This window comes from Microvirgula sp. AG722, from assembly GCF_003269145.1.
GTDB classification, from domain to species: Bacteria; Pseudomonadota; Gammaproteobacteria; order Burkholderiales; family Aquaspirillaceae; genus Microvirgula; species Microvirgula aerodenitrificans.
In genome coordinates this window covers 1-24,158 of record NZ_QLTJ01000017.1, presented here as the reverse complement: position 1 = coordinate 24,158, position 24,158 = coordinate 1, and the positions used below count along the sequence as shown (strand labels likewise).

Here is a 24,158-nt window from a genome sequence, read left to right as displayed (position 1 = left end):
CCCGATCCCATGGCACAAAACGACCCGCAACGGGGCGGAGGTCGGCGCGGCAATGACGGGCCGCCCGATCTCGACGAGCTTTTCCGCAACCTCAACAACAAGCTGTCCCGCATACTGGGCGGCAAGGGAGGTGGCGACGACAACGGCGGCCCCTCGGCGCCGCGCTCCCCGCGTGGCGCGATGAAGGGTGGCGTGCTGGCCCTTGGCGGCGTGCTGGTGGCGCTGTGGCTGGCCAGCGGCTTCTACGTGGTCGACGCGCGTGAGGAAGGGGTGGTCCTTCAGCTGGGTCGCTTCAACCGCATCACCGATTCCGGCCTGCAGTGGCATCTGCCGTATCCGTTCGAGAAAGTCGAGATCGTCACCCTGACCGAAGTGCGTTCGGTCGAGATCGGCTATCGCGGCAACGCCAAGAATCGCGTGCTCGAAGAATCGCTGATGCTGACGGAAGACCAGAACATCATCGACGTGCAGCTGTCGGTCCAGTACGACGTCAAGGACCCGCGCGCCTTCCTTTTCAACAACGTGTTCACCGACAAGGACGGCAAGGATGTCGTCAAGATGGTGACCGAGAGCGCGATCCGCGAAGTGGTCGGCAAGAACAAGGTCGACTTCGTGCTGAACGAGGGCCGGGGGCAGATTGCCGCCGAAACGCAGCAGGTGATCCAGGCGATGCTTGACCGCTATGGCACCGGCATCCGGGTGGCCAAGGTCAACATCAACGACGTGCAGCCGCCGGAGCAGGTGCAGGCCGCGTTCGAGGACGCCGTCAAGGCGGGCCAGGACAAGGAAAAACTGCGCAACGAAGGCCAGGCATACGCGAACGACGTCATTCCGAAGGCGCGGGGTCTTGCCACCCGCCTGCTGGAAGAGTCGCAGGGCTACAAGCAGCGCGTGATCTCCAACGCCGAGGGTGAGGCCGCGCGCTTCAAGTCGGTGCTGGGCGAATACCAGAAGGCGCCGGCGGTGACGCGCGAACGCATTTACTACGACACCATGCAGAAGGTCATGCAGGACACCACCAAGGTCATCGTCGACCAGAAGGGTGGCCAGAACCTGCTGTACCTGCCGCTGGACAAGCTGATGCAGATGACCAACCCGCAAGCGCCGGCCGCCGCCGGCAACCGGCCGCAGGCCGCCGGTACCCCGTCGGCCGAGGCCGAAGCGGTACCGCAGGCAAACGAAGGGGCGAACGGCCGCAATTTCAGCCGCGACGTGCGTCGCGGTCGTAACCAGGAAGGGGGGCAATAAGCGATGGACAGACTCATTCCTGGTGTTATCGCCGTCCTCGCCGCGTTGCTGCTGCTGAGCATGTCGCTGTTCATCGTCGACCAGCGCCAGTATGCGATGGTGTTCCAGTTCGGCGAAGTCATGCGTGTCGTGAAGGAGCCGGGCATCCAGTTCAAGGTGCCGCTGCTGCAGAACGTCCGCTACTTCGACCGCCGCATCCAGACCATCGACTCGGACACGCCGGAGCTGTTCAACACCCGCGAGAAGAAGAACGTGCTGGTGGACAGCTTCGTCAAATGGCGCGTGACCAACGTCGAGCAGTTCTACAAGTCGGTGGGCGGCAACGAGAGCGCGGCCGTGGCCCGTCTGCGCCAGACCATCAACGACGGACTGCGCGCCGAGTTCGGCCAGAAGACCGTTGCCGACGTGATTTCCGGCCAGCGTGACCGGGTGATGGAGATCGTGCGCAAGCGCGCCGACGTCGATGCCCGCAAGATTGGTGTGGAAATTCTGGATGTCCGCTTAAAGCGCGTCGATTTTCCGGATAAAATCTCCCAGTCGGTCTACGATCGCATGCAGTCCGAGCGTCGCACGGTGGCAAGCCAGCTGCGAAGCGAGGGGGCAGCGGATGCTGAACGCATCCGGGCGGACGCTGACCGTCAGCGCGAAGTCATCCTGGCTGATGCCTACCGGCAGGCCCAGGTGGCGAAAGGCGAAGGGGATGCGCGTGCGTCCGCGATTTATGCCGACGCGTACGGCAAGAATCCTGAATTCTATTCGTTCTACCGCAGCATGGATGCCTACAAGCAGTCGTTCAAGTCCAAGGGCGACGTGATGGTGCTGGAACCGAATTCGGCCTTCTTCAAGTACATGAAGGATCCGAAGGCTTCGGCTGGCGGCGCGAAGAAGTAATTCGAGCGACGCCGGTTCGGGTCGGCAAGGCGGGGGGATCGTCCCCCGCCTTTTAACGTGTAAAAAACTAATGCATACCTGGCTGCTTCCTGAATACATCGCCGACATCCTGCCCGCTACTGCGCGGCAGGTGGAGTCGGCCAAGGCGCGGATGCTGGAGCTGTACCGGACCTACGGTTACGAGCTCGTCAGTCCTCCGCTGATCGAATACACGGAGGCGCTGCTGACCCATGCCGACCCGGCACTGGACATGCGGACCTTCAAGCTCGACGACCAGCTGACCGGGCGCCAGCTCGGCCTGCGCGCCGACATCACGCCGCAGGTGGCGCGCATCGACGCTCATCTGCTGGCGCATCGCGACGGCGCGACCCGGCTGTGCTACGCCGGCAGCATCGTGCATACCCGCCCGACCGGTCTGACCCGCTCGCGCGAACCGCTGCAACTCGGTGCCGAGCTGTACGGCTGTTACGGGCTGGCGGCCGACCTGGAAGTCATCGACCTGATGCTGTCGTCGCTGGCGCAGGTCGGCGTGAACGATGTCACGCTGGATCTGGGTCATCTTGGTCTGTACCGGGCACTGGTGCGCGAGGCGCAGCTCGACGGCGATTTCGAGCACGAGCTGTTCTCGGCCATCCAGAGCAAGGACACGTCCACGGTCGCGGCGCTGACCGTCGACGTGCACGAGCCGTTCCGCTCCGCCTTCCGTCACCTGACCGAACTGTACGGGCCGGATGCAGTCAGACGGGCACGCACTTCGCTGCCGGGACTCCCGGCGATCCGTGCGGCACTGGATGACCTGGAACGCGTTGCTGCCGCCTTTGCCGGCCGGGCCCGGGTCACATTCGACCTGACCGAACTGCGCGGTACGCATTACCATACCGGGTTGATGTTCGCCGCCTATGCCGAAGGCTGGGCGGAAGAACTGGCCCGTGGCGGTCGTTACGACAATGTCGGCCGCCGTTTCGGCCGGGCTCGCCCGGCCACCGGTTTCAGTCTGGACCTGCGCGACCTGATCCGCATCCTGCCGCAGCAGAATCCGTCCAAGGGCATCCGCCTGGCGGCGGACGACCTGCCGCAACTGGCCGAAGAAGCTGCGCGTTTGCGCAAGGCAGGCGAGGTGGTCGTCATCGACTACCTGCACGAATCCGCAGAGGCGCTGCATTGCGACCGTGCCCTGACGCTGATCGACGGCGTGGCACAGCTTGTGCCGCTGCCTTCCACCCATTGATGAATTTGAGTTTCGAGAGGTAACTATGGCCAAGAACGTCGTCGTGATCGGCACCCAATGGGGTGACGAAGGCAAGGGAAAAATCGTCGACTGGCTGACGGACCACGCTGAAGGCGTGGTGCGCTTCCAGGGCGGCCACAATGCCGGCCACACGCTGGTCATCAATGGCAAGAAGACCATTCTGCGCCTGATCCCGTCCGGCATCCTGCATGCCGGCCGCAACTGCTTTATCGGCAACGGCGTCGTGCTGTCGCCGGAAGCGCTGCTGAAGGAAATCGACGAACTGCAGGCTGCCGGCATCGATGTCGCCAGCCGGCTGAAGATCTCCGAGTCCTGCCCGCTGATCCTGCCGTACCACATTGCACTCGACCAGGCGCGTGAAGCCGCCAAGGGCGAGAACAAGATCGGCACCACCGGTCGCGGCATCGGCCCGGCCTACGAGGACAAGATCGCGCGTCGCGCGATCCGCGTGCAGGACCTGTTCCACCCGGAACGTTTTGCCGCCAAGCTCGGCGAAAACCTGGCTTACTACAACTTCCTGCTGAAGGAATACTTCAAGACCGAGCCGGTCGACTTCCAGAAGACCCTGGACGACACCATGGCCTACGCCGAGCGCATCAAGCCGATGGTGGCCGACGTGTCGCGCACGCTGTATGAAATGAACAAGGCCGGCAAACCGATCCTGTTCGAAGGCGCACAGGGCACGCTGCTGGACATCGACCACGGCACCTATCCGTTCGTGACCTCGTCGAACTGCGTGGCCGGTGCGGCCTCGCCGGGCGCCGGTGTGGCGCCGCAGATGCTCAATTACGTGCTGGGCATCGTCAAGGCTTACACCACCCGCGTCGGTTCCGGCCCGTTCCCGACCGAGCAGTGCAATGATGTTGGCGCCTTCCTGGCCAAGCGTGGCAACGAGTTCGGTTCGGTCACCGGCCGTCCGCGCCGCTGCGGCTGGTTCGATGCCGCGCTGCTGAAGCGCTCGATCCAGATCAACGGCGTATCCGGCCTGTGCGTGACCAAGCTCGACGTGATGGACGGCATGGACGAAATCCTGCTGTGCGTCGGCTATCGCAAGGACGGCGTCGAATACGACATCCTGCCGTTCGGCTCGGAAAACGTGGCCGGCTGCGAGCCGATCTACGAAACCATCCCCGGCTGGACCGACTCGACCTTCGGCGTCAAGCGCTTCGAGGACCTGCCGGCCAATGCACGCGCTTACCTGAAGCGCATCGAGGAAATCTGCGAAGCCCCGATCGACATCATCTCGACCGGTCCGGACCGCGCGGAAACCATCGTGCTGCGTCACCCGTTCGGCGCGTAAGCACCGCCGGGACATGCAGAACGCCGCCTGAAAAGGCGGCGTTCTGCGTTGTGATGTTCACCGTGGCGAGGCACTGCAGCAGGCCCGATCGACAGGCGATGCCGCTGCGGGGATGCCTGCTACGAGCCGGTGTGGGGTCGCCGTGTCGCCTGCGCGTACAACAGCTCGCCGGCCAGGCTGGCGCCGTTCGGCCAGACCACGCGGTCGTTGTCGACGCGTGCCGCGCGGAACAGGGCCGTATCGACCAGCGCGGCAAAACGTTCATCGTGCGGGCCGTCGATCCGGTCCAGCCACACCGTCGCGCTGACCCCGTCCGCAAAACCGACAATCAGCCGCTTGCCGGTCAGAGGGAGCACTTTGGTGAGCTTGGCTGTCATGGGCGGTGTCCCTGTGGATTGCGACTGGAATAGTCTGAATTGTATCCGCATCTGGCTTGCCGCACAGCGGCGGCAAGGCACTAAAGAATGATTGGCTCCGGTTCTATTTCTACATCATAGCGATCGCGAACGGTCTGCTGCACATGGCGGGCCAGCGCCAGTACCTCCTCGCCACTGGCTCCGCCGCGATTGACCAGCACCAGGGCCTGGCGGTCATGGACCGCCGCCTGGCCCCGGACCAGCCCCTTCAGGCCGGCATGATCGATCAGCCAGCCGGCGGCCAGCTTGACCAGACCGGCACTGTGCGGATAGCTGACCAGGCCCGGATGGGCGGCATGCAGCCGGTCCGCCGTGGCCTGCGTCACCACCGGGTTCTTGAAGAAGCTGCCGGCATTGCCCAGCCGCGCCGGATCGGGCAGCTTGGCGGCGCGGATGCGGCACACCGCATCCGACACATCCAGCGGCGTTGGCGTCACGATGCCGGCGGCGTCCAGTTCACGGGAAATGTCGCCATAGCCGGTGCGGGGCGAGGCATGCCGGTTGAGACGGAAATGCACGGCGGTAATGATCAGCCGGTCCTTCCACTCGCGCTTGAACACGCTGTCGCGATAGCCGAAACGGCAGCCGGCATGGTCGAAATGGTGCAGGGTGCCGGTGGCAATCTCCACCGCATCGACCTGCACGATCCGTTCGCCCGCTTCGGTGCCATAGGCGCCGATGTTCTGCACCGGGCTGGCACCGACCGTGCCGGGAATCAGGCTCAGGTTTTCCAGCCCGAACCAGCCGCGGGCCAGCGCGGAACGGACAAAGTCATGCCAGATTTCGCCGGCGGCGACACGGACCTGCACTGTGTCCGGCTGATCGTCGATGACGGCAATGCCCTTCAGCTCGATGCGGGCGACCGTGCCGGGAAAGTCGCGGGTGAACAGCACATTGCTGCCGCCGCCGAGCACCAGCCTCGGTCCGTGGCGAAAGGCGTCGTCGTCCAGCAGTGCGGCCAGCGCGGCCTCGTCGCTGACATGGACCAGGCGCCGGGCCTGGGCCGGCACGCCGAAGGTAGTGAACGGAGCCAGCGCGACGTCGTGCTGCGCGAGGAGGGTCATGCGGAAACCTTTTGCAAATGTCCGGGGGCGGGAAGGGCATCATGGCTGACGCGGGCCAGCATCCAGCTCAGCAGGATGGCAGCCAGGGTCAGGCTGATGGTCAGGGCCAGCCAGAAGCCGTGCGCGCCCATCGGCCGCTCCAGCCCGAGCACGATGCCATGGCCGAGGCCGAGCCAGGCCCCGCCGGCCAGCCCGACGCCCCAGAAGGCGACCAGGTGGACCGCCATCGGCCGTGCCGTAACCTTGTAGCCGCGCAGCGCGCCGGCTGCCGCCGTCTGCGCGGCGTCGGACAGCTGGAATACCGCGGCGAACAGCAGCAGCGAGGCCGCCAGTGCGACCACGCGCGCATCGTTGCTGTACATGGCGGCGATCGGTTCGCGCAGCAGCAGGACGCACAGCGATGTCGCACAGGCACAGAGCAGCGCCACCACCATGCCGACGCCGCTGCGGAAATGTGCCGCCTGCGGGTCCTGATGGCCCAGTGCCTGGCCGACACGGACCGTCAGCGCAGTCGCCAGGCTTTGCGGAATCATGTAGATCAGGCTGGAGAAGTTGATCACCACCTGGTGGCCGGATACGGTGACCGCACCCAGCTTGGCAATGGCCAGCGCGACGAAGGTGAAGGCGCTGACTTCCAGAAAATACGAGAACGCCACCGGTGCCCCGATACGCAGCAACTGGCGTTGCTGGGCCGGGTCCGGGCGCTCGAAGCGCTGCCACAGCCGATATGGCCGGTAGGCGGCCGCCAGCCGGGTATGGATGGCCAGCGCGATGAAGCTGAACCAGAATACCGCCCCGGTGGCCCAGCCACAGCCGGCACCGCCGAGTTCCGGAAAGCCGAACAGGCCGTGGATCAGGATGTAGTTGAGCGGGATGTTCAGCGCCAGCGCACACAGGCTGACGATCATGATCGGCTTGGTGCGGTTGACGCTGGACGAGTAGGCATGCAGTGCGCGGTACAGCAGCACGCCCGGCACGCCGAGACCGGCACCGGTCAGAAAACCGTTGACCTTGTCAGTGACGGCCGCGTCGAGTCCGAGGTGGGCGCCGAGGAACGGCTGCACGCCAAACAGGATGGTCATGCCGAACAGGCCGAGTGCGAGTGCGAGCCAGATGCCCTGGCGCACCGACGGGCCGATTTTTTCCGGTGCCCGGGCACCGATATGGTGGGCGACGACCGGATTCAGCGCGACCATCACCCCGGACAGGGTGATGAACACGGTGATCAGGATGCTGGAACCGATCGAGACGGCGGCGAGATCGTTGGCGCTGACCTGGCCGGCCATGACCGTGTCGACGAAGCCGGTCGCGACCTGTGCCATCTGCGCGATCATCATCGGTACTGCCAGCCGGGTTAGCGCGGACGCTTCCGCCCGCGCCTCGTGACGACGGGAGAACAGCGTGGCAATGCGCATTCCGGGGGCCGTATCAGAAAGAGGACAGAACGCGAAGTATATCGCACTCGGCCAGGGCTGCGCCGGCGCCACGGCGGGCGCCGGTGTCCTTGCCGGTCAGGGCGCCGGGCTCAGCCCGGTACGCGGATGGGGGTGGGGGCGTTCATCTCGCCGCTGACCACGAAGCGGTCACCGAAGCGTGCATTGAGGCGCAGCGCGTCGTCGAGGCGGACGGCAAGAATGGTCAGGCAGGCGGGTTGCTGGCGGTTGACGCGATAGCCGAGAGAGAGGGCGAGGTCCGCGATCGTCAGGACGTCCTGCGGCGTGGCATTGGCCAGCGGGCGGCAACAGAGGTCGCCGCACAGGGCCGAGCGGGTCGGGGCTGTCGGGGAAGGGGAATGGCCGAACTCAATGGCGGCGTCGGTCTGGCAATCGTACATGGCATGTCTCCGACGACACAGCGCACCCGGTGCGACCCGGGGGACGCTTTAGCGGAATTTGAATGCGCCCCGCAAGTTGTCGTTAAATCGGCGCGGTAAAAACGGAACCGTCATCAAGCGCAGGCGGTTCCCCCTGGAAAATGCATAACGGCATGCCGTTTGCGAAAGTTATTTTCTGCGCGTCAAGCCCGGACGTCAATAACCTTGACTGACTTCAACTGTACCACTGGTCAGTCACCGACCATGGTGACGCTTTCCAGTCCGCTGCTGCGCACCGCGTCGGCCAGGGCGTGGATGGCGCCCATGCGCGGGAAGTGCTTGCGGGTGGCGACCACGACCCGGCGCGTCGGCGCCTGGCCGGCGAACGGCAGGATACAGAGCAGCTCGTTGTCGGCGGCGCTGACCGAGGTGGCCGGCAGCACGGTGACGCCGACGCCGCTGGCGACCATGTGGCGGATGGTGGTCAGCGAACTGCCGGACAGGGCCTGCGACAGCGGGTGGCCGCCGGGAACCGGCTCGGCATGGCGGTCGCACACTTCAACCACCTGATCGCGGAAGCAGTTGCCCTGCGTCAGCAGCAGCACGGCCTCGTTGGCCAGCTCGTGCGGCTGGATCGCATCGCGGTCGGCCCACGGGTGGTCCTTCGGCGTGGCGATGACGAAAGGTTCGTCGTACAGCGGCAGCGTGACAATGTTCGGTTCATCGAACGGCTCGGCGACGATGGCGGCGTCGATCTCGCCGCTTTTCAGCATGTCGGCCAGCCGCGACGTGTAGTTCTCTTCCAGGTACAGCGGCATGTCGGGGGCGACGTGGCGCAGTGCCGGAATCAGCTTAGGCAGCAGATACGGGCCGATGGTGAAGATGATGCCGAGCTTCAGCGGCCCGACCAGCTCGTTCTGCCGCTCGCCGGCGATGCGCTTGACCACGGCGGCCTGTTCGAGCACGACCTGGGCCTGCTCGACCACCTGGCGGCCGATATCGGTCACGCTGATGTCGGAGCCGCGCTCGAACAGCGTCACGCCCAGTTCGTCTTCCAGCTTCTTGACCGCGATGGACAGGGTCGGCTGGCTGACGAAGCAGGCGGCCGCTGCACGGCCGAAATGGCGCTCGCGGGCGACGGCGACGATGTACTTGAGCTCGGTCAGGGTCATGCCGCTGGCCGTTGCGGCTCGTTCAGCACGATGTTCACTTCCAGCACGTCCAGGTTGTCCTGGCGTTCGAGCTGGACCTTGATGTCCTCCTGCGACACCTGCACGTACTTGGAGATGACGGCCATCAGTTCGGCCTGCAGCGCCGGCAGGTAGTCCGGCTTGTCGGTGCCGCGACCGCTGCGCTCGTGGGCAAGGATGATCTGCAGTCGCTCGCGCGCGATGGCCGCGGTTTTCTGGCGCTTGCCGAACAGGCGTTCAATCAGTGTCATGGGTTCAGCCTCCGAACAGGCGTTTCAGGAGACCGACCTTCGGTGCGTCCAGGAAACGGATGGGTTTGTCGGCGCCGAGGAAACGGTCGACCACGTCCTTGTAGGCTTCCGAGACATCGGTGCCGGACAGGTGGATGGACGGCGTGCCCTGGTTCGATGCCTGCAGGACCGCCTGCGACTCGGGAATGACGCCGATCAGCGGAATGCGCAGGATTTCCTTCACGTCATCGACCGACAGCATTTCGCCGCGCTCGACGCGCGCCGGCGTGTAGCGGGTGATCAGCAGGTGTTCCTTGACCGGTTCGCGGTTTTCGATCGCGCGACGGGACTTGGCGGCCAGAATGCCGAGGATGCGGTCGGAGTCGCGCACCGACGACACTTCCGGATTGGTGGTGATGATCGCTTCGTCGGCGAAGTGCAGCGCCATCAGCGCGCCGCGCTCGATGCCGGCCGGCGAATCGCAGACGATGTATTCGAAACCGTCGGCGGCCAGGTCGTTCAGGACCTTTTCCACGCCTTCCTCGGTCAGCGCATCCTTGTCGCGCGTCTGCGACGCCGGCAGGATGTACAGGTTGTCGCAGTGCTTGTCCTTGATCAGCGCCTGATTCAGCGACACTTCGCCGTTGACGACATTGATCAGGTCATAGACGACGCGGCGTTCGCAACCCATGATCAGGTCGAGATTGCGCAGGCCGACGTCGAAGTCGATGACGGCCGTCTTGTGCCCCTTGAGGGCAAGGCCGCTTGCAAAGCTTGCGCTGGTAGTGGTCTTGCCGACGCCGCCCTTGCCGGACGTGATGACGATGATTTTGGCCACGTATTTCCCCTGTCGATGATATCGGGCGATATTCGGCGCCTGCAATCAGGCGGCCAATGGCTGCATGACCAGTTTGTCTGCGTCCAGGAATATCTGAGTGGGTTTGCCGGCGATGGAGGCCGGCAACGCTTGTTCGATGGTGCGGTAGATGCCGGCGATGGACAGGAGTTCCGCTTCCATTGCCTGCACGAAGATGCGCGCGGCAATATTGCCGCGGGCACCGGCCAGTGCCTTGCCGCGCAGTGGCGCATAAATATGGATGTCGCCGTCGGCGATCACTTCCGCGCCGGCACTGACCATGGCCAGAACCACCAGGTTGCCGCCTTTCGCGTAGATCTGCTGGCCGGCACGGACCGGCCGGTCGATGATCAGCGTCGACGGCGGCGCACTGGGTGCGGCGGCGGCCGGTGCTTCTGCCTGGGCCGGTGGCTGGGGGTGCGGCTCGTCGTCGCTGTCCGAACCGGAAAAGGCGATCAGGCCGGCCTGGGCCAGCGCGCCGCGCAGTCCCGATGGTGCACCGCGCACACCGATTGCCTTCAGGCCATAGCGGGCATACAGGCTGACCAGTTCGTCGTAGCGAATGGCGTTTGCACCGTCGGCGGGAAGGTCGAACACGACCGGTTCGCCGTCGAACGGCGAGCCGTTGGCGAAGCGGGTGCTGAGGTCAAGTTCCAGCTCGTCGAGGCGGGGGCTTTTCAGCCGGACCGCCAGCAGGTTCAAACGGGCGGATTTTATGTCGAATGCGTGCGCTGGATTGGCGTTCATGATGCGTCGATGGCGACGGACAAAAGCTTTTGAATGGCGCGAGTTTACCTGCTGTTCGACGTGTTTTCCACGGAACCGTCAAGATGCCGTCATTCGTCATTGTGCAGTGCACAAAAAAAGTTTGACAAGCGGGCCGGTCTTGCATAAATTCACGGTGTTGCTGCAGTGCACCATAAGGCGCTGGCAGCGGAAGAAGAAGTTCAAACCAATGCCGGAAGGAAGATACACCATGTTCAATCAAACCGAACGCCTGCAAGACCTGCAAAAAAACCAACTGGATCGCGCACTGCGCCTGTCCTCGATCGTGCTGGCCAGCGCCGAGCGCTTCGCCGCCCTGCAACTCGAACTGTCGAAGAAGCTGCTGGCTGAACAGGCTTCGACCGCCAAGACCCTGGCTTCCGCCAAGGACCCGAAGGCGCTGGCCGAAGTGCAGGCGACCCTGGCCCAGCCGGGTATCGAACAGGTTTTCGGCGCCGCCCGCAGCGTGTACGACGCCGCCGTGGAAACCCAGAACGAAGTGCAAAGCTTCATTGAAGAACAGATTCTGGACTTCAACAAGCTGGTTTGCGCCTCGCTGGACAATATCTCGAAGAACGCCCCGGCCGGTTCCGACGCTGCCGTGAATATCGCCAAGAACGCGATCACCAGCGCCACCGCCGCCTACGACAGCCTGTCGCGCACCGCCAAGAAGGTGTCGAGCGAGCTGGCCGAAGCCGGTGTCGAAGCCGCTACCTCGTCGGCCAAGGCTGCTTCCGCTGCCGTCAACCGCGCCGGCAAGAAGGCCTCGGGCAGCGCTGCCGCCTGAGTCTGAAGTCAAAACCCCGCCGCCAGTGCAGTGGGGTTGATGGACAGCAAGAACCGCCGTGAGCTTTTCTCACGGCGGTTTTTTATCGTCTGCCGCTCAGAGAATCTCGTCGCGCGCCTGCTCGAGGTGCGGGCGCTCGGCCCAGCCGAGCAGCCGCCAGCCGCCCGGGTGGCGTTCGATGCGGTAGATGGCGGCGTTCGGGATCGGGAAGTCGCGCGGCAGGGCCAGCGGGGTGGAGGTAGCCAGCCGGTAGATGACTTCCAGCACGCCGCCGTGGGTCACCAGCAGCAGCGACTGGCCGTGGTGCTGGCTGGCCAGCGTTTCCAGCCGGGTGTGGATGCGGGCGGCGAAGTCGGCCAGCGATTCGCCGCCGGGTGGCACCCAGTCCAGCGCACGGCCGCGATAGCGCTGCCACAGTTCGGGGTGCTCGTGTTCGGCATCGGCCGGGCGCAGGCCCTGCAGCGCGCCAAAGTGGCGCTCGCGCAGTGCCGGGTCGGGGGTGACCGGCAGCGCCAGCCGTTCGGCCAGCGGTGCCGCCGTGTCCAGTGCGCGGCCGAGATCGCTGGAGTACAGCGCGTCGAACGCTTCGTCGCCCAGTGCGGCGGCGGTCAGCTGCGCCTGGGCGCGGCCGGTGTCGTTGAGGGGGATGTCCAGGTGCCCCTGCAGGCGATGGTCGACATTCCATGCCGTCTCGCCGTGGCGCACAAAAGTCAGTCTGGTTGAATTCAGCATGGGGGGAATGGTAGCAAGCCGTGGCGTCGCTGTCGGTTAGAATAGCGATCCATTACTTCATTCCGGCGGACTCTCCGCTCGCTGCGCGTTCGCTTTTTTCCGAATCCATCCGTCTGTTCCTCGTGCTAGATCGTCCCTTAGTCATTGTCGACCTCGAAACCACCGGCGGCCACATCACCCGTGACCGGATCACCGAAATCGGCCTGATCGCCGTCGACGGCGAGCGGGTGGAACGCTGGTCGTCGCTGGTCAATCCCGGCCAGCCCATTCCGCCGTTCATCGAGCAGATCACCGGCATTTCCGACCGCATGGTGGCCGATGCGCCGCCGTTCGCCGCCCTGGCGGACGAGGTACTCGAACGCCTGTCCGGTCGCCTGTTCATCGCGCACAACGCCCGTTTCGACTACGGCTTCCTGAAAAATGAATTCAGGCGGGTCGGTCTGCGCTTTCATGCCGACCAGCTGTGCACGGTCAAGCTGTCGCGTGCGCTGTACCCGCAGCATTTCAAGCACAACCTCGACAGCCTGATCGCCCGTTTCGGCATCGATGTGCCACCCGGCATGCGTCACCGTGCGCTGGGCGATGCCGAGGCGGTGCGGGTGTTCCTCGAGGCGGCCGGGCGCGAGCTTGGCCGCGACGTGGTGCTGGCCGCCACGCATGCCCAGGCCCTGTCGCCGGACCTGCCGCCCGGCATCGATCCCGATGTGGCCGATGCCTTGCCGGACGTGCCTGGTGCCTACCTGTTCCACGCCGACGATGACACGCTGCTGTATGTCGGCAAGAGTGCGAACCTGCGCAGCGGGGTGCTGGCGCATTTTGCCGCGTCTCGCGGCAAGGGGCGGATGCCGCGCTTCAACCGGCCGGTGGCCCGTATCGACTGGCACGAAGCGGTTGGCGAATTTGGCGCGCAATTGCTGCAGATCCGGCTGATCCGGCAGCGGGCACCGCTGCACAATGTGCATCACGCCGGCGGGCTGGTGTCGTTCCGGCTCGATACGGTCGATGGCGGTTTTCTGCGACCGGTGCCGGTCAGCAGCGATGACGTGGATTTTTCCCGGACCGAATCGCTGTACGGGGTGTTCCGTTCTTCCCGTGAAGCCAGCCGGGCACTGGTGCAGCTGGCCGATGCCTATCAGCTGTGTCAGGCACGGCTTGGCCTGGAGACGCTGCGTACCGGCCGGCCGTGCGGGGGATACGGGCAGGGGCGCTGCAAGGGCACCTGCCTCGGCCGCGAGCCGGCACTGCACTTCAACGCCCGCCTGCTGAAGGCGCTGGGCAAGCTGAAGCTGAAAAGCTGGCCGTATCCGGGGGCGATCGACGTGATCGAGGCCGATCCGGTCAGTGGCGACAGCATCGCGCACCGTTTCGACCACTGGCGCCTGCTCGGCAGCTTCCGCCCGGGCGAGGCCGTACCGGTACTGGCCGCGCCTTTCGATGCCGAAATCTACAAGCTGCTGCTGGCGCTGTTCCGCAAGGCGCCGGCGGAGACGCGGATCGTTGCGGTGGAGGAGACGGCTCAGTCGTCGCCGGTCGTGCCCGGTGGCGGGGCCGCTGTCAGTGCGACCGCTTCATCGACCAGACGCGGATAGAGACGGTCCGCTTCGGCCGGGTCGAAGTCATGATGTTTGCGCTTGACCACGCCGAAGTCGGACAGTGTCAGGTGGCGGTCGGCGCTGACGCCAGCCTGTGACAGGCAGCCGCTGACGCAGTGCAGCGGACAGCCATCCAGTGCCAGGATCGTCCGGCCGGAGCGGGCGATGCGCAGCAGGGTGGGAACATTGCCGCCAACGCCGGCGATGCACGACATCTCGGCCAGACCGTCGCGGGTCAGGCGCAGGGCGAAGTGATTGGCCATTTGCGCTGCGCTGGAGCAGCCGGAACAGGCGTAAACCAATGGGGGTCGGGGTGGGGGCGTTGTCATGCCTTTCAGCTTAGGCGGCGTTTGCCGCCGGCGGATATCACCCAAACGGACAGGGCGGCATCGTTCATTCGGACGAGGCGCGGCATACTGGTCGCCATGGACAGCATCGAACAGCAACTTGCCGCCGCCGTGCGGCTGCGCGAACGGGTTGACGCCATGCGCTTCCCGCCCCCGGTCACCCAGGTCTACGATCCGCTCGACTATGCGTGGGCGCCGTTTGCCGCCTATGTGCGCCGCTACGGTGGCGGGCGCAAGCGCGTGCTGTTTCTCGGCATGAACCCGGGACCCTGGGGCATGACCCAGACCGGCGTGCCGTTCGGCGAGGTCGGCATGGTACGCGACTGGCTCGGCATCGAGGCCGCGGTGCTGCGCCCGGCCGAGGTGTCGCCGCTGCGGCCGGTCGACGGCTTTGCCTGCCCGCGTTCGGAGGTCAGTGGCCGGCGGCTGTGGGGCGGATTCGCCAGCCGTTTCGGTCGGGCCGAAAATTTCTTTGCCGATCACTTCGTGGTCAACTATTGCCCGCTGCTGTTCAGCGTCGGGGCGCGAAACCTGACCCCGGACAAGCTGGCCAGCGCCGAGAGGGGGCCGTTATTCCAGGCCTGCGACATACACCTGTGTGCCGTGGTCGACGCGACCGGGCCGGACTGGGTCGTGGGCGTCGGGCGTTTTGCCGCCGACCGGGCGCGTCAGGCGCTGGCCGGGCGCGCGTTGCGCATCGGCGAGATCCTGCACCCGAGCCCGGCCAGTCCGGCTGCGAACCGGGGCTGGTTCGCAGCGGCCGAGCGGCAGCTGGTCGGGCAGGGAATCTGGACTGGCGACTAAGCGATATGACCGGGGATGCGCGGGGTCTCCACCCGCACATCGCCGCACTGGGCGCGATGGCGCAGCGCGTGGTCGATCAGCACCAGCGCCAGCATGGCCTCGGCAATCGGCGTGGCGCGGATGCCGACGCACGGATCGTGGCGACCGTGGGTTTCCATGTCGACCGGATGGCCGGCCTTGTCGATCGAGCGGCGCGGCTGGGCAATGCTGGAGGTCGGCTTGATGGCGATGCTGACCTCGATGTCCTGGCCGGTCGAGATGCCGCCGAGAATGCCGCCGGCGTAGTTGCTGGCAAAACCGTCCGGTGTCAGCTCGTCACCATGCACGCTGCCGCGCTGGGTAACCGAATCGAAGCCGGCGCCGATCTCCACGCCCTTGACGGCATTGATGCCCATCATGGCATGGGCGATATCGGCGTCGAGGCGGTCAAAGACCGGCTCGCCCCAGCCGACCGGCACGTTCTCCGCCACCACCCGCAGTCGTGCGCCTACCGAATCCAGTGATTTGCGGATGCTGTCCATATAGGTTTCCAGAGCCGGAACCACGCTGTTGTCGGCCGCAAAGAACGGGTTCTGGCCGACTTCGTCCCAGCTGCGGAACGGAATGTGATGTTCGCCGATCTGCGTCATGTGACCACGGATCACGATGCCGTAGCGTTCATGCAGCCACTTTCTGGCAATGGCACCGGCGGCGACGCGCACGGCGGTTTCACGCGCCGAGCTGCGGCCACCACCACGCGGGTCGCGGATGCCGTACTTGTGCCAGTAGGTGTAGTCGGCGTGACCGGGGCGGAAGGTGTCGGCGATATTGCCGTAATCCTTGCTGCGCTGGTCCTGGTTGCGGATCAGCAGCGCGATCGGGGTGCCGGTGGTGCGGCCCTCGAAGACGCCGGACAGGATTTCCACCGTGTCCGGCTCGCGGCGCTGGGTCACATGGCGGCTGGTGCCGGGCTTGCGGCGGTCCAGCTCGATCTGGATGTCGGCCTCGGTCAGCGCCAGTCCGGGCGGACAGCCGTCGACCACGCAACCGATTGCCGGTCCGTGCGATTCGCCGAACGAGGTAACGGTGAACAAGAGGCCGAAGCTGTTACCCGACATGGTGCGTTCCCGTAAGCGTGCAATATGGAAGGCGTCGAGTTTAGCACGGCTCCCGCTCAGACCGGCCGGCGGCGAAACCAGCCGGTGACGCTGAGCCGCGTGCGCCGGGCCGGCTCCACGGCATGCCAGTAGCGGTCGGACAGGAACACTGCCAGCGTGCCGCCTGCCGGCCGGATATGGATCGGTTCGAGGTCCGGGCCGCCGGCCCAGAAGCGCAGGTGGCCGCCGTCGTCGTCCTGCCAGTCGGGGGGATTGAGGTACAGCACTACGGTCAGCGTGCGCAGGTCGTCGTCGCGGAAGCGGTCGAGGTGGCGTTCGTAGGCACTGCCGGGCGGATAGACCGCCAGGTGGCTTTCGAGATCGAACAGGCCAAGGTACAGCGCGCGATTGATGGCCTCGCGCAACTGGTCCATCTGCTCGCGGTAGTGGTCGAGAACGGGGTGGGGCGGGGCGTCGTCAATCCACAGCACCTGATCGGAGCGGATGCCTTCGCGGATCGCCAGGCCGCTGGCGCGGCCGACGCCGGCGCGGTGGAAATGGCCGTCGGCATGGACGGCAAGGGTGTGGGCGGCCAGGGCCGCAGTGTCGTCGGCAGACAGAAAACCGGGCCAGAGGGCCCAGCCGTTGTCGGCGACGCTGTCGATGCATTGGGTAAGACTCGTCACGCGGGGCGTGGCGAGCGCGAGCGGCTCCATGGGCGTGTCACTCCTCGTACGGCGATTTCAGCGGAAAGGCGGAGTGATAACACGAGACGGGGCGCCGCGTGCGAATTGCTTCAGCGCGTGCCGAGACGCAGCCGGTAACTGACCGATTTGCCGCGCTCGGCGGCGGTACGGTAGACGAACACCCGGATCATGTATTTGCCGTCGGTCGGCAGCTTGCCCCACCAGTCGCGGGTCTCGGACACGCTCATGGCCTGGTGCTCCGGCTCCCACAGCAGGAAGTAGGCATTCGGCGAGCCGGACAGCGTGATGCGCACGGGCTGGCCGGCCTTGCCGGTGAATACATAGTCGCGGACCTGGTGGCCGCCGAGTTTGCCGCTGACGCTGGCATGGCCCTTCAGCGGGACGGGATCGGAAGAAAACGCCAGCGATGGCGCGAAAAGCAGGCTGGCGAGCAGAACGGTACGCGCAAGAACGGACATGGAGGACTGTAGTGGTGGAGAGGTCAGCCGACATTACGGTACGGCGGCGCCGTTCCGTCAAGGGCGCCGGGCATGGCTGACAAAAAAGCCGCCCGGCGTGCCAATGTCATCGGCGGCGCCGGGCGGGTCTTGAATGGCCGGCCGTGGCGGCGGATCGCCGTCAGGCCGCTAGCCGTTGAAGGCGGCTTTTTCCAGGCGGGGCGCAGGTGCTGCCGCCCCGTTGTCGTCCATGCTGGCTGCCGCGTAGGTGGCCAGCACCTTGGCGACGTATTGCCGGGTTTCCGCATACGGCGGGACGGCGTTGTAGCGTTTGACGGCCCCTTCGCCGGCGTTGTACGCGGCGATGACCAGGGTCAGGCGGTTGTCGAACATCTTCAGCAGATAGGAGATGTACCGGGCGCCGGCTTCGAGGTTCTGCCTCGGGTCCATCGGCTGCTCCGAGCCGAAGCGGCGTGCCGTGGAACGGGTGACCTGCATCAGGCCGTGCGCGCCGCGATTGGACAGTGCCTTGGGGTTGTAACCGGACTCCACGCTGATGATCGCGTGCAGCAGGTCGGGGTTGAGTTTGTAACGGGCGGCGACTTCCTCGACCATGTCGCGGTAGCGCTCGACCCGCGCCGGGCTCGGCGTGACCGGTCTGGCCGGCTTGATGTTGTACGGGTGGGTAATCCGGTTGACCGGGCGCGTGGCGCTCAGGGTCTGGCCGGGCGGAATGTACTGGTAACGTTCGTCGATTTTTTGGCTGGATACATGGACACGCCCTGTGTCATCGACATAGCCGTACATGGCGGCTTGCGAAGGCAAGGTCACTAGCAGAAAGCTAGCTAATGTCAGGGCTCTCAAAGTATGACAAATTAATCTCTTGAAAATCATGGGGTTGGATTCTAGTGGCGAAAACCGGATCGGTCAACCCGATGAATTTCCTGATGAAATCCATTCAAATGCCATGAAATTTTCATCATGCATTTTGAATTCCGCCGCGGTGATGCCCCGGTAGCCCAGCTGGTCAAGGGTGGTGAAAAGGGCCGGGAAGTCCAGCGTACCGGTGCCGGGCGCGCCCCGGCCGGGGACATCGGCGAACTGGATGTGGTCGATATGCTGAATGTGTTTTTTCACCAGCTTAAGCGGGCAGAAATCTTGTTTCGCCATATGGTAGACATCGAACTGCACCCCGAAATTCGCCTCATTGACGTGCTGTTTCAGCATCAGCATGTCGTCGACGGTGTTGATCAGGTAGCCCGGCATGTCGTACGGATTGATCGCTTCGCAGGTCACAGTCACCCCGAGCGGCGCCAGGGCGCGGCAGACCCGCACCAGGCTGGCGACCAGCGTGTCCAGCGCCTGTTCGCGGCGGATGCCGGCCGCCAGACGGCCGGCCAGCACGTTGACGAAACGCACGCCCAGTCCGGCTATATAAGGTTGTGCCACGGTCAGCGCGGCATCGATTTCCGCCTCGCGTCCCGGCACGCCGGCGATGCCGTCGCCACCGTTCATCAGATCGCCGGCCGGCAGGTTGATCAGCACGACCGCCACCCGGGCGGCATCGCGTGCGGCCAGCAGTTCGTCCAGTGGCACTTCATATGGAAACTGGATCTCCACCGTGTCGAAACCGGCCGCGCGGGCGGCAGCAAAGCGGGCCGTCAGCGGGCGGTCGGTAAACAGCATGGACAGATTGGCGGCGAAATGCGGCATCAGTGCAGGCTCCGGTACAGGTCGATCACGGTGGACAGGTCGGACTGGGCCTGACCGGCTTCGGCGTGGCGGCGCATCAGCGCCAGCGCCTGGCCGGCCAGTGGCACCGGGCTGTGACAGGATGCGGCCAGCGCCATGGCATTGCCCAGGTCTTTTTCCAGTGTCGCCACTTTCCACTGCACCGGTTCATGGGTGTGGCTGGCCATGCGCGGGGCAAGGATCTGCAGCGGTTTTGAATCGGCAAAGCCGCCGGCCAGCGCCGGCGCCAGCCGGGCCGGATCGACGCCGGCGCGCTCGGCCAGCGCGACCGCCTCGGCGATCAGCAAACTGTTGGCAGCAACGATCAACTGGTTGCAGACCTTGGTGACCTGGCCGGCGCCGACTTCTCCCATGCGGGTCACGCGTGCCGCCAGCGGGGCGAAGACCGGCGCCAGCCGTTCGATGGCCGCCGCATTGCCGCCAGCCATGATCGCCAGCGTGCCGTGCTCGGCGCCGCCGGTGCCGCCGGAGACCGGCGCATCGATCCAGCTGGCGCCGGTCTGCTGCTGCAGGCGTGTGGCAAAGTCGCGGGTGGCATCCGGGGCAATGCTGGAGAAATCGACCAGCAGGGTGCCGGCGGCGATGCCGGCGGCCACGCCACTGGCGCCGAAAACCACGGCCTCAACGGCCGCCGTGTCCGATACGCACAGCAGAACGGCATCGGCGCCTTGCGCGGCTGCCGCCGGGTCAGCGGCCAGGCGTGCGCCGCGCGCGACCAGCGCGGCTGTTTTGGTCTGATCCCGGTTCCATACGGTCAGGGCAAAACCGGCGTCGAGCAGCCGGGATGCCATGCGCTGGCCCATCAGGCCCAGTCCGATAAAGGCGAGTGTTTTCATGCAGGCTCTCCTGTTGGCAATGCGGAAGGTGACGGTGACGTCGCTCGCGGCCGGCGGATCAGAACAGCCGCGTGTCGCGCAGCCGGTGGGCGTCGCCCTGGCGGCGCAGGAAGCCGCTGCGGTCGAAGAACTCCAGGATCTGGATCGCCAGCTTGCGGCCGACACCGATGGCGTCGCGGAAGCTGGCCGCGTCGACCTGACCCTGTTCTCCGGCCAGTTCGCTGGCGATGGCGGCCAGCCGCTCGATGGTCTGGCTCGGGTAGTAGCGGTCGGGGACGATGGCGGTGACATGACCGAGCCGGGCGGCTTTCTTCATCAGCAGGCGCACGCCGGCCTCGTCGAGACCGGCATCACCGGCCAGGTCGCGCACCCAGCGCGGTTCCCAGCCGTCGCCAAGCCATGGCTGCAGCCTTGCCCAGTCAGCGGTCTCGCGGGCATCGAAACTGAGCACATGGCCGGGCAGGTGCAGGAAGCCGCGGCTCATCTGCAGCCGGCCGTCGGCCAGCAGGTCGTCGAACAGCGCATCGGCGGCAGCGTCGGTCTCGGTCGGCACCGCCAGCCGGCGCAGCCGGCCGCGTCCGGCGCCCAGCTGGTCCGGCTGGGCGTCATGCAGGGCCTGCAAGCGGCTCAGGACCCGTTCCTGCAGCGCCTGCCAGTGGGCCGGCGAATAGGCGTTGCCGGTGTTGTCGCGGCCGGTGACTTTCAGCCCGGCCAGGGCAGGCAGGGTCGCGAGCTGTCGCGCATCGAGCTGGCGCGCCCAGGCAAAGTCGGTCAGCGACACGGCGCCGGTCTGTGCCCGGCAGCGCAGGGTATCGTTGTCGTCGTGAATGACTTGCACCAGTTCGCGCAGCGCGGCCAGCCGGGCCGGGGTGCGCTTGCCGCGCGAGGGCGGGGCCAGTTCGATGACGGTGGCGCCGGCCAGGGTCTGGCGGGCGCTGGCGTCGCGCAGGATCAGCCGGTCGTTGTCGGCCAGATGCAGTGGCGTGTCGAGCGCCAGTTCGGCCAGCGCCGACTCGCCGCGGGGCAGGGCGATGCGGTCCAGCAGCGCAATGCGGCCGGTCACGTGGCTGGCCGCATGATGGACATGCACTGTCTGCCAGTGCGCCAGCGGCGTGGCGAGATCAAGCGATGCATCCAGGCGGAGGGTGACCCGGTCGGTGGCGGCGGGCGGTGCGGCGGCCAGCAGCCAGTCGCCGCGTGAAATATCGGTTTTTTCGACATCACCGGCCAGGTTGACCGCCACGCGCTGGCCGGCATGGGCACTGTCGGTTGCCCGGTTCTGTGCATGCAGGCTGCGTACCCGCAGCGGCCGGTTGCGACCGGTCAGCCAGACGGTGTCGCCGACGGCGACCCGCCCGGAGAAAGCGGTGCCGGTCACTACCAGCCCGCTGCCGGTCAGGGTGAAGGCGCGGTCGATGGCGTGACGGAAACGTCGCGTTTCCCGCGCCGACTGGCTGGCCGGCAGGCCGACCAGATGGTCGCGCAGTGCGTCGATGCCGCTGCCGTCCAGGCTGGCGACGGTGAACAGCGGGCTGTCGGCCAGCCGTGTCGGCGCCAGCAGGGCGCGGACTTCCGCTGCGACTTCGGCGTGGCGGGCGTCGTCGACCAGATCACGCTTGCTCAGCACCACGCTGGCCCGGGTCAGACCGAGCAGATGCAGGATGGCCAGGTGTTCGCGTGTCTGCGGCATTACGCCGTCATCGCAGGCGACGATCAGCAGCGCATAGTCGATGCCGGCGACACCGGCCAGCATATTGGTCAGGAATTTTTCATGACCGGGCACATCGATAAAGCCCAGTGAGCGGCCATCGGCCAGCGGCAGATAGGCGTAGCCGAGGTCGATGGTCATTCCGCGCTTTTTTTCTTCCGGCAGACGGTCGGCATCGGTGCCGGTCAGGGCGCGGACAAGGGCGGTCTTGCCGTGGTCGACATGTCCGGCAGTGGCGATGATCATGGGGCGGGTCCGGTCAGTGGGCGGGCGCGGCGGACAGTGCGGCGAGGTTGGCGCAGAAGCCGGCCTCGTCGTCCAGCAGCCGCAGGTCGAGCCAGAGCTTGCCGGCCGACAGCCGGCCGATCACTGGCGAGGGCAGCTCGCGCAGGCGCTGGGCAAAGGCTTCCAGCGTCTTGCCGCGACCATCGCGCGGTTCGATGCAGATCGCCCAGCTCGGCAACCGGTCCACCGGCAGCGAGCCGCTGCCGATCTGCGACAGGCAGGCCTGATCGTCTACCCGGAATGCCTCGCCCGCAGCCAGGGTCAGGGCCGGCAGCAGGCGGCCGGCCACGGCGCGGATCTCGGTCTGGGCCCGGGTCAGGTAGCGCAGTGTGGGCAGGGTATCCGGCAGCCGGTCGGGCTCCAGATACAGGCGCAACGTGGCTTCCAGTGCTGCCAGCGACAGTTTGTCGCAACGCAGTGCCCGCTTCAGCGGGTGCTTCTGGATGCGTGCAATCCAGTCGCGGCGGCCGATGATCAGGCCGGCCTGCGGACCGCCGAGCAGCTTGTCGCCGGAGAAGGTCACGACGTCGATGCCGGCGGCGATCATCTGCTGCGGCATCGGCTCTGCCGGCAGCCCGTAGCGGGACAGGTCGATCAGGGCGCCGCTGCCGAGGTCGGTCGCCAGCGGCAGGCCGTGTTCGCGTGCCAGCGGCGCCAGTTCGGACTCGCTCACACTGGCGGTAAAACCCTCGATCGCATAATTGCTGGTATGGACCTTCATCAGCAGCGCGGTATCAGCACTGATGGCATCGCGGTAGTCGCGCAGATGGGTGCGGTTGGTGGCGCCGACCTCGACCAGCCGGCAGCCGGCCTGGCGCATCACGTCGGGCATGCGGAACGCCCCGCCGATCTCGACCAGTTCGCCGCGCGACACGATCACTTCGCGGCCGGCCGCCAGCGTGGCCAGCGTGATCAGTACCGCTGCCGCGTTGTTGTTGACCACGCACGCGGCTTCCGCGCCGGTAATCGACGCCAGCAGTTCGCTGATGGCGCTGTCGCGGTGGCCGCGACCGGCGCCGTCCAGGTCGTATTCCAGCGTGACGGCATGGCGCATGGCACGGGTGACTGCCTCGACAGCGGCTTCCGCCTGCACGGCGCGACCGAGATTGGTATGCAGCACGGTGCCGGTCAGGTTGTAGACCGGGCGCAGTGCCAGCCGCTGCCGGTCGGCGCAGTCGGCGGCGATGCGTCGCGCCAGCGCACCGGCGTCGCTGGCCCAGGCGGGCAGCACGGCGTGGTCGCGGATATGCGCGCGCGCCCCGTCCAGCACCTGACGTGCGGCGGCGACCACGGCATCACGGCCATGCCGGGCCAGCGGCAGATTCAGATCGGCGTGGTTCAGCAGGGCATCAATGCCGGGAAGGCGGGCGAACAGGGCGCGGAGGTCAGGCATGCGGTGCAGGCGGGCGGGTCGCTGAGAGCGTTATTGTAGCAGTCGTGCCATCGGGAAGCCCATTCGTCGGCTGTCTATCGCGCAACAGGCATAGTCTTCTATAAAAGGGTTTATATACCCGTGGTTTGAAAATAATTTAATTTAAAAAATAAAACCGCATGGTTTTATATTGCCGTCCCGGTATTTTATGAATTTTTACTGAAGACATAAAAAATAAAGCGTTGATGGCATTCAGATGTGCAGACCTGCTGTTGTACATGTGAGTCCTGAATACAGCGTAGTACGAGCCTCTCTCCCCGATAAACTCCCTTGTCGCATTCAGAGTATGGCCATGGTCTGGATGCCTGGAGTGCAGTGTCATGTTTTCCGATTCTTCCTCCATCACCATTTCTCTCCCCTCGCTGCCCACCATCCACGACGCCCTTCCCGGCCCCGGTGACGGCAGCGGGCCCACCCTCGCCGCCGGCCTGGTCTCGTTCGACATCCCGCTGTCTCTCCCCGTCGCCCGCGAATCCACCCCCGCCCTGACCCTCGGCTACAGCGCCGGCGCCGGCAACGGCCCCTGCGGCACCGGCTGGCGGCTCACCCTGCCGACCATCCAGCGTCGCACCCGCCTCGGCGTCCCGCAGTACAACGACGACGACGTGTTTGTCGGCCCCGATGGCGAACCGCTGGTTCCC

The 24,158-nt window shown here is 65.9% G+C and carries 26 protein-coding genes; 8 read left to right on the top strand and 18 right to left on the bottom strand.

Annotated features, from left to right (window positions below; all coding sequences use genetic code 11):
• The first annotated feature begins 9 nt into the window (after nt 1–9).
• The 4 genes from hflK to DFO50_RS16050 all read left to right on the top strand — a co-directional run bounded on the left by hflK (nt 10) and on the right by DFO50_RS16050 (nt 4,688).
• Nucleotides 10–1,248 carry an FtsH protease activity modulator HflK gene (gene hflK, locus DFO50_RS16065; protein ID WP_028499968.1) on the top strand — a complete coding sequence of 413 codons (1,239 nt, stop codon included), beginning with the start codon at nt 10–12 and terminating at the stop codon, nt 1,246–1,248.
• A 3-nt stretch (nt 1,249–1,251) separates the two neighbouring features.
• Nucleotides 1,252–2,139: a protease modulator HflC gene (hflC, locus tag DFO50_RS16060; RefSeq protein WP_028499969.1), complete on the top strand. Its 888-nt coding sequence runs from the start codon at nt 1,252–1,254 to the stop codon at nt 2,137–2,139.
• Between the two features lie 70 nt (nt 2,140–2,209).
• A complete protein-coding gene (locus DFO50_RS16055; RefSeq protein WP_028499970.1) occupies nt 2,210–3,367 on the top strand; it encodes an ATP phosphoribosyltransferase regulatory subunit in 1,158 nt (385 codons plus the stop codon).
• A 25-nt stretch (nt 3,368–3,392) separates the two neighbouring features.
• Nucleotides 3,393–4,688 (top strand): adenylosuccinate synthase, encoded by a 1,296-nt coding sequence (locus tag DFO50_RS16050; protein ID WP_028499971.1) that lies wholly within the window; start codon nt 3,393–3,395, stop codon nt 4,686–4,688.
• A 119-nt stretch (nt 4,689–4,807) separates the two neighbouring features.
• Here DFO50_RS16050 and DFO50_RS16045 read toward each other — a convergent pair whose 3' ends face one another.
• From DFO50_RS16045 to minC, 8 genes are all read right to left on the bottom strand, one after another.
• On the bottom strand, nt 4,808–5,065 hold the full coding sequence (locus tag DFO50_RS16045; protein WP_036386498.1) for a DUF2442 domain-containing protein: 258 nt from the start codon (nt 5,063–5,065) through the stop codon (nt 4,808–4,810).
• Nucleotides 5,066–5,145: 80 nt separating this feature from the next.
• The gene (murB, locus tag DFO50_RS16040) at nt 5,146–6,168 is read right to left on the bottom strand and encodes a UDP-N-acetylmuramate dehydrogenase (protein WP_112692866.1); all 1,023 of its coding nucleotides are present in this window, start codon (nt 6,166–6,168) and stop codon (nt 5,146–5,148) included.
• On the bottom strand, nt 6,165–7,583 hold the full coding sequence (locus DFO50_RS16035; protein ID WP_112692865.1) for an MATE family efflux transporter: 1,419 nt from the start codon (nt 7,581–7,583) through the stop codon (nt 6,165–6,167). Before DFO50_RS16035 ends, murB begins: the two co-directional genes overlap by 4 nt.
• Nucleotides 7,584–7,693: 110 nt before the next feature.
• Nucleotides 7,694–8,002, bottom strand: coding sequence for a hypothetical protein (locus DFO50_RS16030; RefSeq protein ID WP_028499973.1), 309 nt, complete (start codon nt 8,000–8,002; stop codon nt 7,694–7,696).
• A 230-nt stretch (nt 8,003–8,232) separates the two neighbouring features.
• The gene (locus DFO50_RS16025) at nt 8,233–9,153 is read right to left on the bottom strand and encodes a LysR substrate-binding domain-containing protein (protein ID WP_028499974.1); all 921 of its coding nucleotides are present in this window, start codon (nt 9,151–9,153) and stop codon (nt 8,233–8,235) included.
• Entirely contained in the window at nt 9,150–9,422 is a 273-nt protein-coding gene (gene minE, locus DFO50_RS16020) for a cell division topological specificity factor MinE (RefSeq protein ID WP_028499975.1), read from the bottom strand. Before minE ends, DFO50_RS16025 begins: the two co-directional genes overlap by 4 nt.
• A gap of 4 nt (nt 9,423–9,426) precedes the next feature.
• Complete coding sequence (gene minD, locus DFO50_RS16015) at nt 9,427–10,239, bottom strand: septum site-determining protein MinD (RefSeq protein WP_028499976.1); 813 nt, start codon at nt 10,237–10,239, stop codon at nt 9,427–9,429.
• 45 nt (nt 10,240–10,284) lie between these two features.
• The gene (gene minC, locus DFO50_RS16010; RefSeq protein ID WP_036386500.1) at nt 10,285–11,004 is read right to left on the bottom strand and encodes a septum site-determining protein MinC; all 720 of its coding nucleotides are present in this window, start codon (nt 11,002–11,004) and stop codon (nt 10,285–10,287) included.
• Nucleotides 11,005–11,233: 229 nt separating this feature from the next.
• On the opposite strand from minC, the gene DFO50_RS16005 reads away from it, so the two are divergent.
• Nucleotides 11,234–11,809 (top strand): phasin family protein, encoded by a 576-nt coding sequence (locus DFO50_RS16005; RefSeq protein ID WP_028499978.1) that lies wholly within the window; start codon nt 11,234–11,236, stop codon nt 11,807–11,809.
• A 96-nt stretch (nt 11,810–11,905) separates the two neighbouring features.
• On the opposite strand, the gene DFO50_RS16000 is transcribed toward DFO50_RS16005, so the two are convergent.
• Nucleotides 11,906–12,541: a histidine phosphatase family protein gene (locus tag DFO50_RS16000; protein ID WP_028499979.1), complete on the bottom strand. Its 636-nt coding sequence runs from the start codon at nt 12,539–12,541 to the stop codon at nt 11,906–11,908.
• Nucleotides 12,542–12,561: 20 nt separating this feature from the next.
• On the opposite strand from DFO50_RS16000, the gene DFO50_RS15995 reads away from it, so the two are divergent.
• Entirely contained in the window at nt 12,562–14,130 is a 1,569-nt protein-coding gene (locus DFO50_RS15995) for an exonuclease domain-containing protein (RefSeq protein ID WP_199489870.1), read from the top strand.
• On the opposite strand, the gene DFO50_RS15990 is transcribed toward DFO50_RS15995, so the two are convergent.
• Complete coding sequence (locus DFO50_RS15990; protein WP_276324998.1) at nt 14,058–14,396, bottom strand: putative zinc-binding protein; 339 nt, start codon at nt 14,394–14,396, stop codon at nt 14,058–14,060. The two genes, DFO50_RS15995 and DFO50_RS15990, sit on opposite strands and share 73 nt — an antisense overlap.
• A gap of 162 nt (nt 14,397–14,558) precedes the next feature.
• Between DFO50_RS15990 and DFO50_RS15985 the strand changes: the two genes are divergently transcribed.
• Nucleotides 14,559–15,284, top strand: a complete 726-nt coding sequence (locus DFO50_RS15985; RefSeq protein WP_112692864.1) for a uracil-DNA glycosylase family protein — start codon at nt 14,559–14,561, stop codon at nt 15,282–15,284.
• Here the strand turns inward: DFO50_RS15985 and aroC are convergent.
• The 8 genes from aroC to selA all read right to left on the bottom strand — a co-directional run bounded on the left by aroC (nt 15,281) and on the right by selA (nt 23,478).
• Complete coding sequence (gene aroC, locus DFO50_RS15980; protein ID WP_028499982.1) at nt 15,281–16,381, bottom strand: chorismate synthase; 1,101 nt, start codon at nt 16,379–16,381, stop codon at nt 15,281–15,283. The two genes, DFO50_RS15985 and aroC, sit on opposite strands and share 4 nt — an antisense overlap.
• Before the next feature lie 56 nt (nt 16,382–16,437).
• Complete coding sequence (locus DFO50_RS15975; RefSeq protein WP_051528990.1) at nt 16,438–17,076, bottom strand: 2OG-Fe(II) oxygenase; 639 nt, start codon at nt 17,074–17,076, stop codon at nt 16,438–16,440.
• An 80-nt stretch (nt 17,077–17,156) separates the two neighbouring features.
• Nucleotides 17,157–17,525, bottom strand: coding sequence for a hypothetical protein (locus tag DFO50_RS15970; protein WP_112692863.1), 369 nt, complete (start codon nt 17,523–17,525; stop codon nt 17,157–17,159).
• A 168-nt stretch (nt 17,526–17,693) separates the two neighbouring features.
• Entirely contained in the window at nt 17,694–18,398 is a 705-nt protein-coding gene (locus DFO50_RS15965; protein ID WP_107888662.1) for a lytic transglycosylase domain-containing protein, read from the bottom strand.
• 33 nt (nt 18,399–18,431) lie between these two features.
• Nucleotides 18,432–19,217, bottom strand: a complete 786-nt coding sequence (locus tag DFO50_RS15960) for a hydroxypyruvate isomerase family protein (RefSeq protein WP_112692862.1) — start codon at nt 19,215–19,217, stop codon at nt 18,432–18,434.
• Nucleotides 19,217–20,092 carry an NAD(P)-dependent oxidoreductase gene (locus tag DFO50_RS15955; protein ID WP_112692861.1) on the bottom strand — a complete coding sequence of 292 codons (876 nt, stop codon included), beginning with the start codon at nt 20,090–20,092 and terminating at the stop codon, nt 19,217–19,219. Before DFO50_RS15955 ends, DFO50_RS15960 begins: the two co-directional genes overlap by 1 nt.
• 58 nt (nt 20,093–20,150) lie before the next feature.
• Nucleotides 20,151–22,046: a selenocysteine-specific translation elongation factor gene (selB, locus tag DFO50_RS15950; protein WP_112692860.1), complete on the bottom strand. Its 1,896-nt coding sequence runs from the start codon at nt 22,044–22,046 to the stop codon at nt 20,151–20,153.
• 13 nt (nt 22,047–22,059) lie between these two features.
• Nucleotides 22,060–23,478 carry an L-seryl-tRNA(Sec) selenium transferase gene (gene selA, locus DFO50_RS15945; RefSeq protein ID WP_112692859.1) on the bottom strand — a complete coding sequence of 473 codons (1,419 nt, stop codon included), beginning with the start codon at nt 23,476–23,478 and terminating at the stop codon, nt 22,060–22,062.
• Between the two features lie 359 nt (nt 23,479–23,837).
• On the opposite strand from selA, the gene DFO50_RS19825 reads away from it, so the two are divergent.
• The coding region (locus DFO50_RS19825; RefSeq protein ID WP_304598482.1) for a SpvB/TcaC N-terminal domain-containing protein at nt 23,838–24,158 on the top strand (321 nt) is incomplete at its 3' end.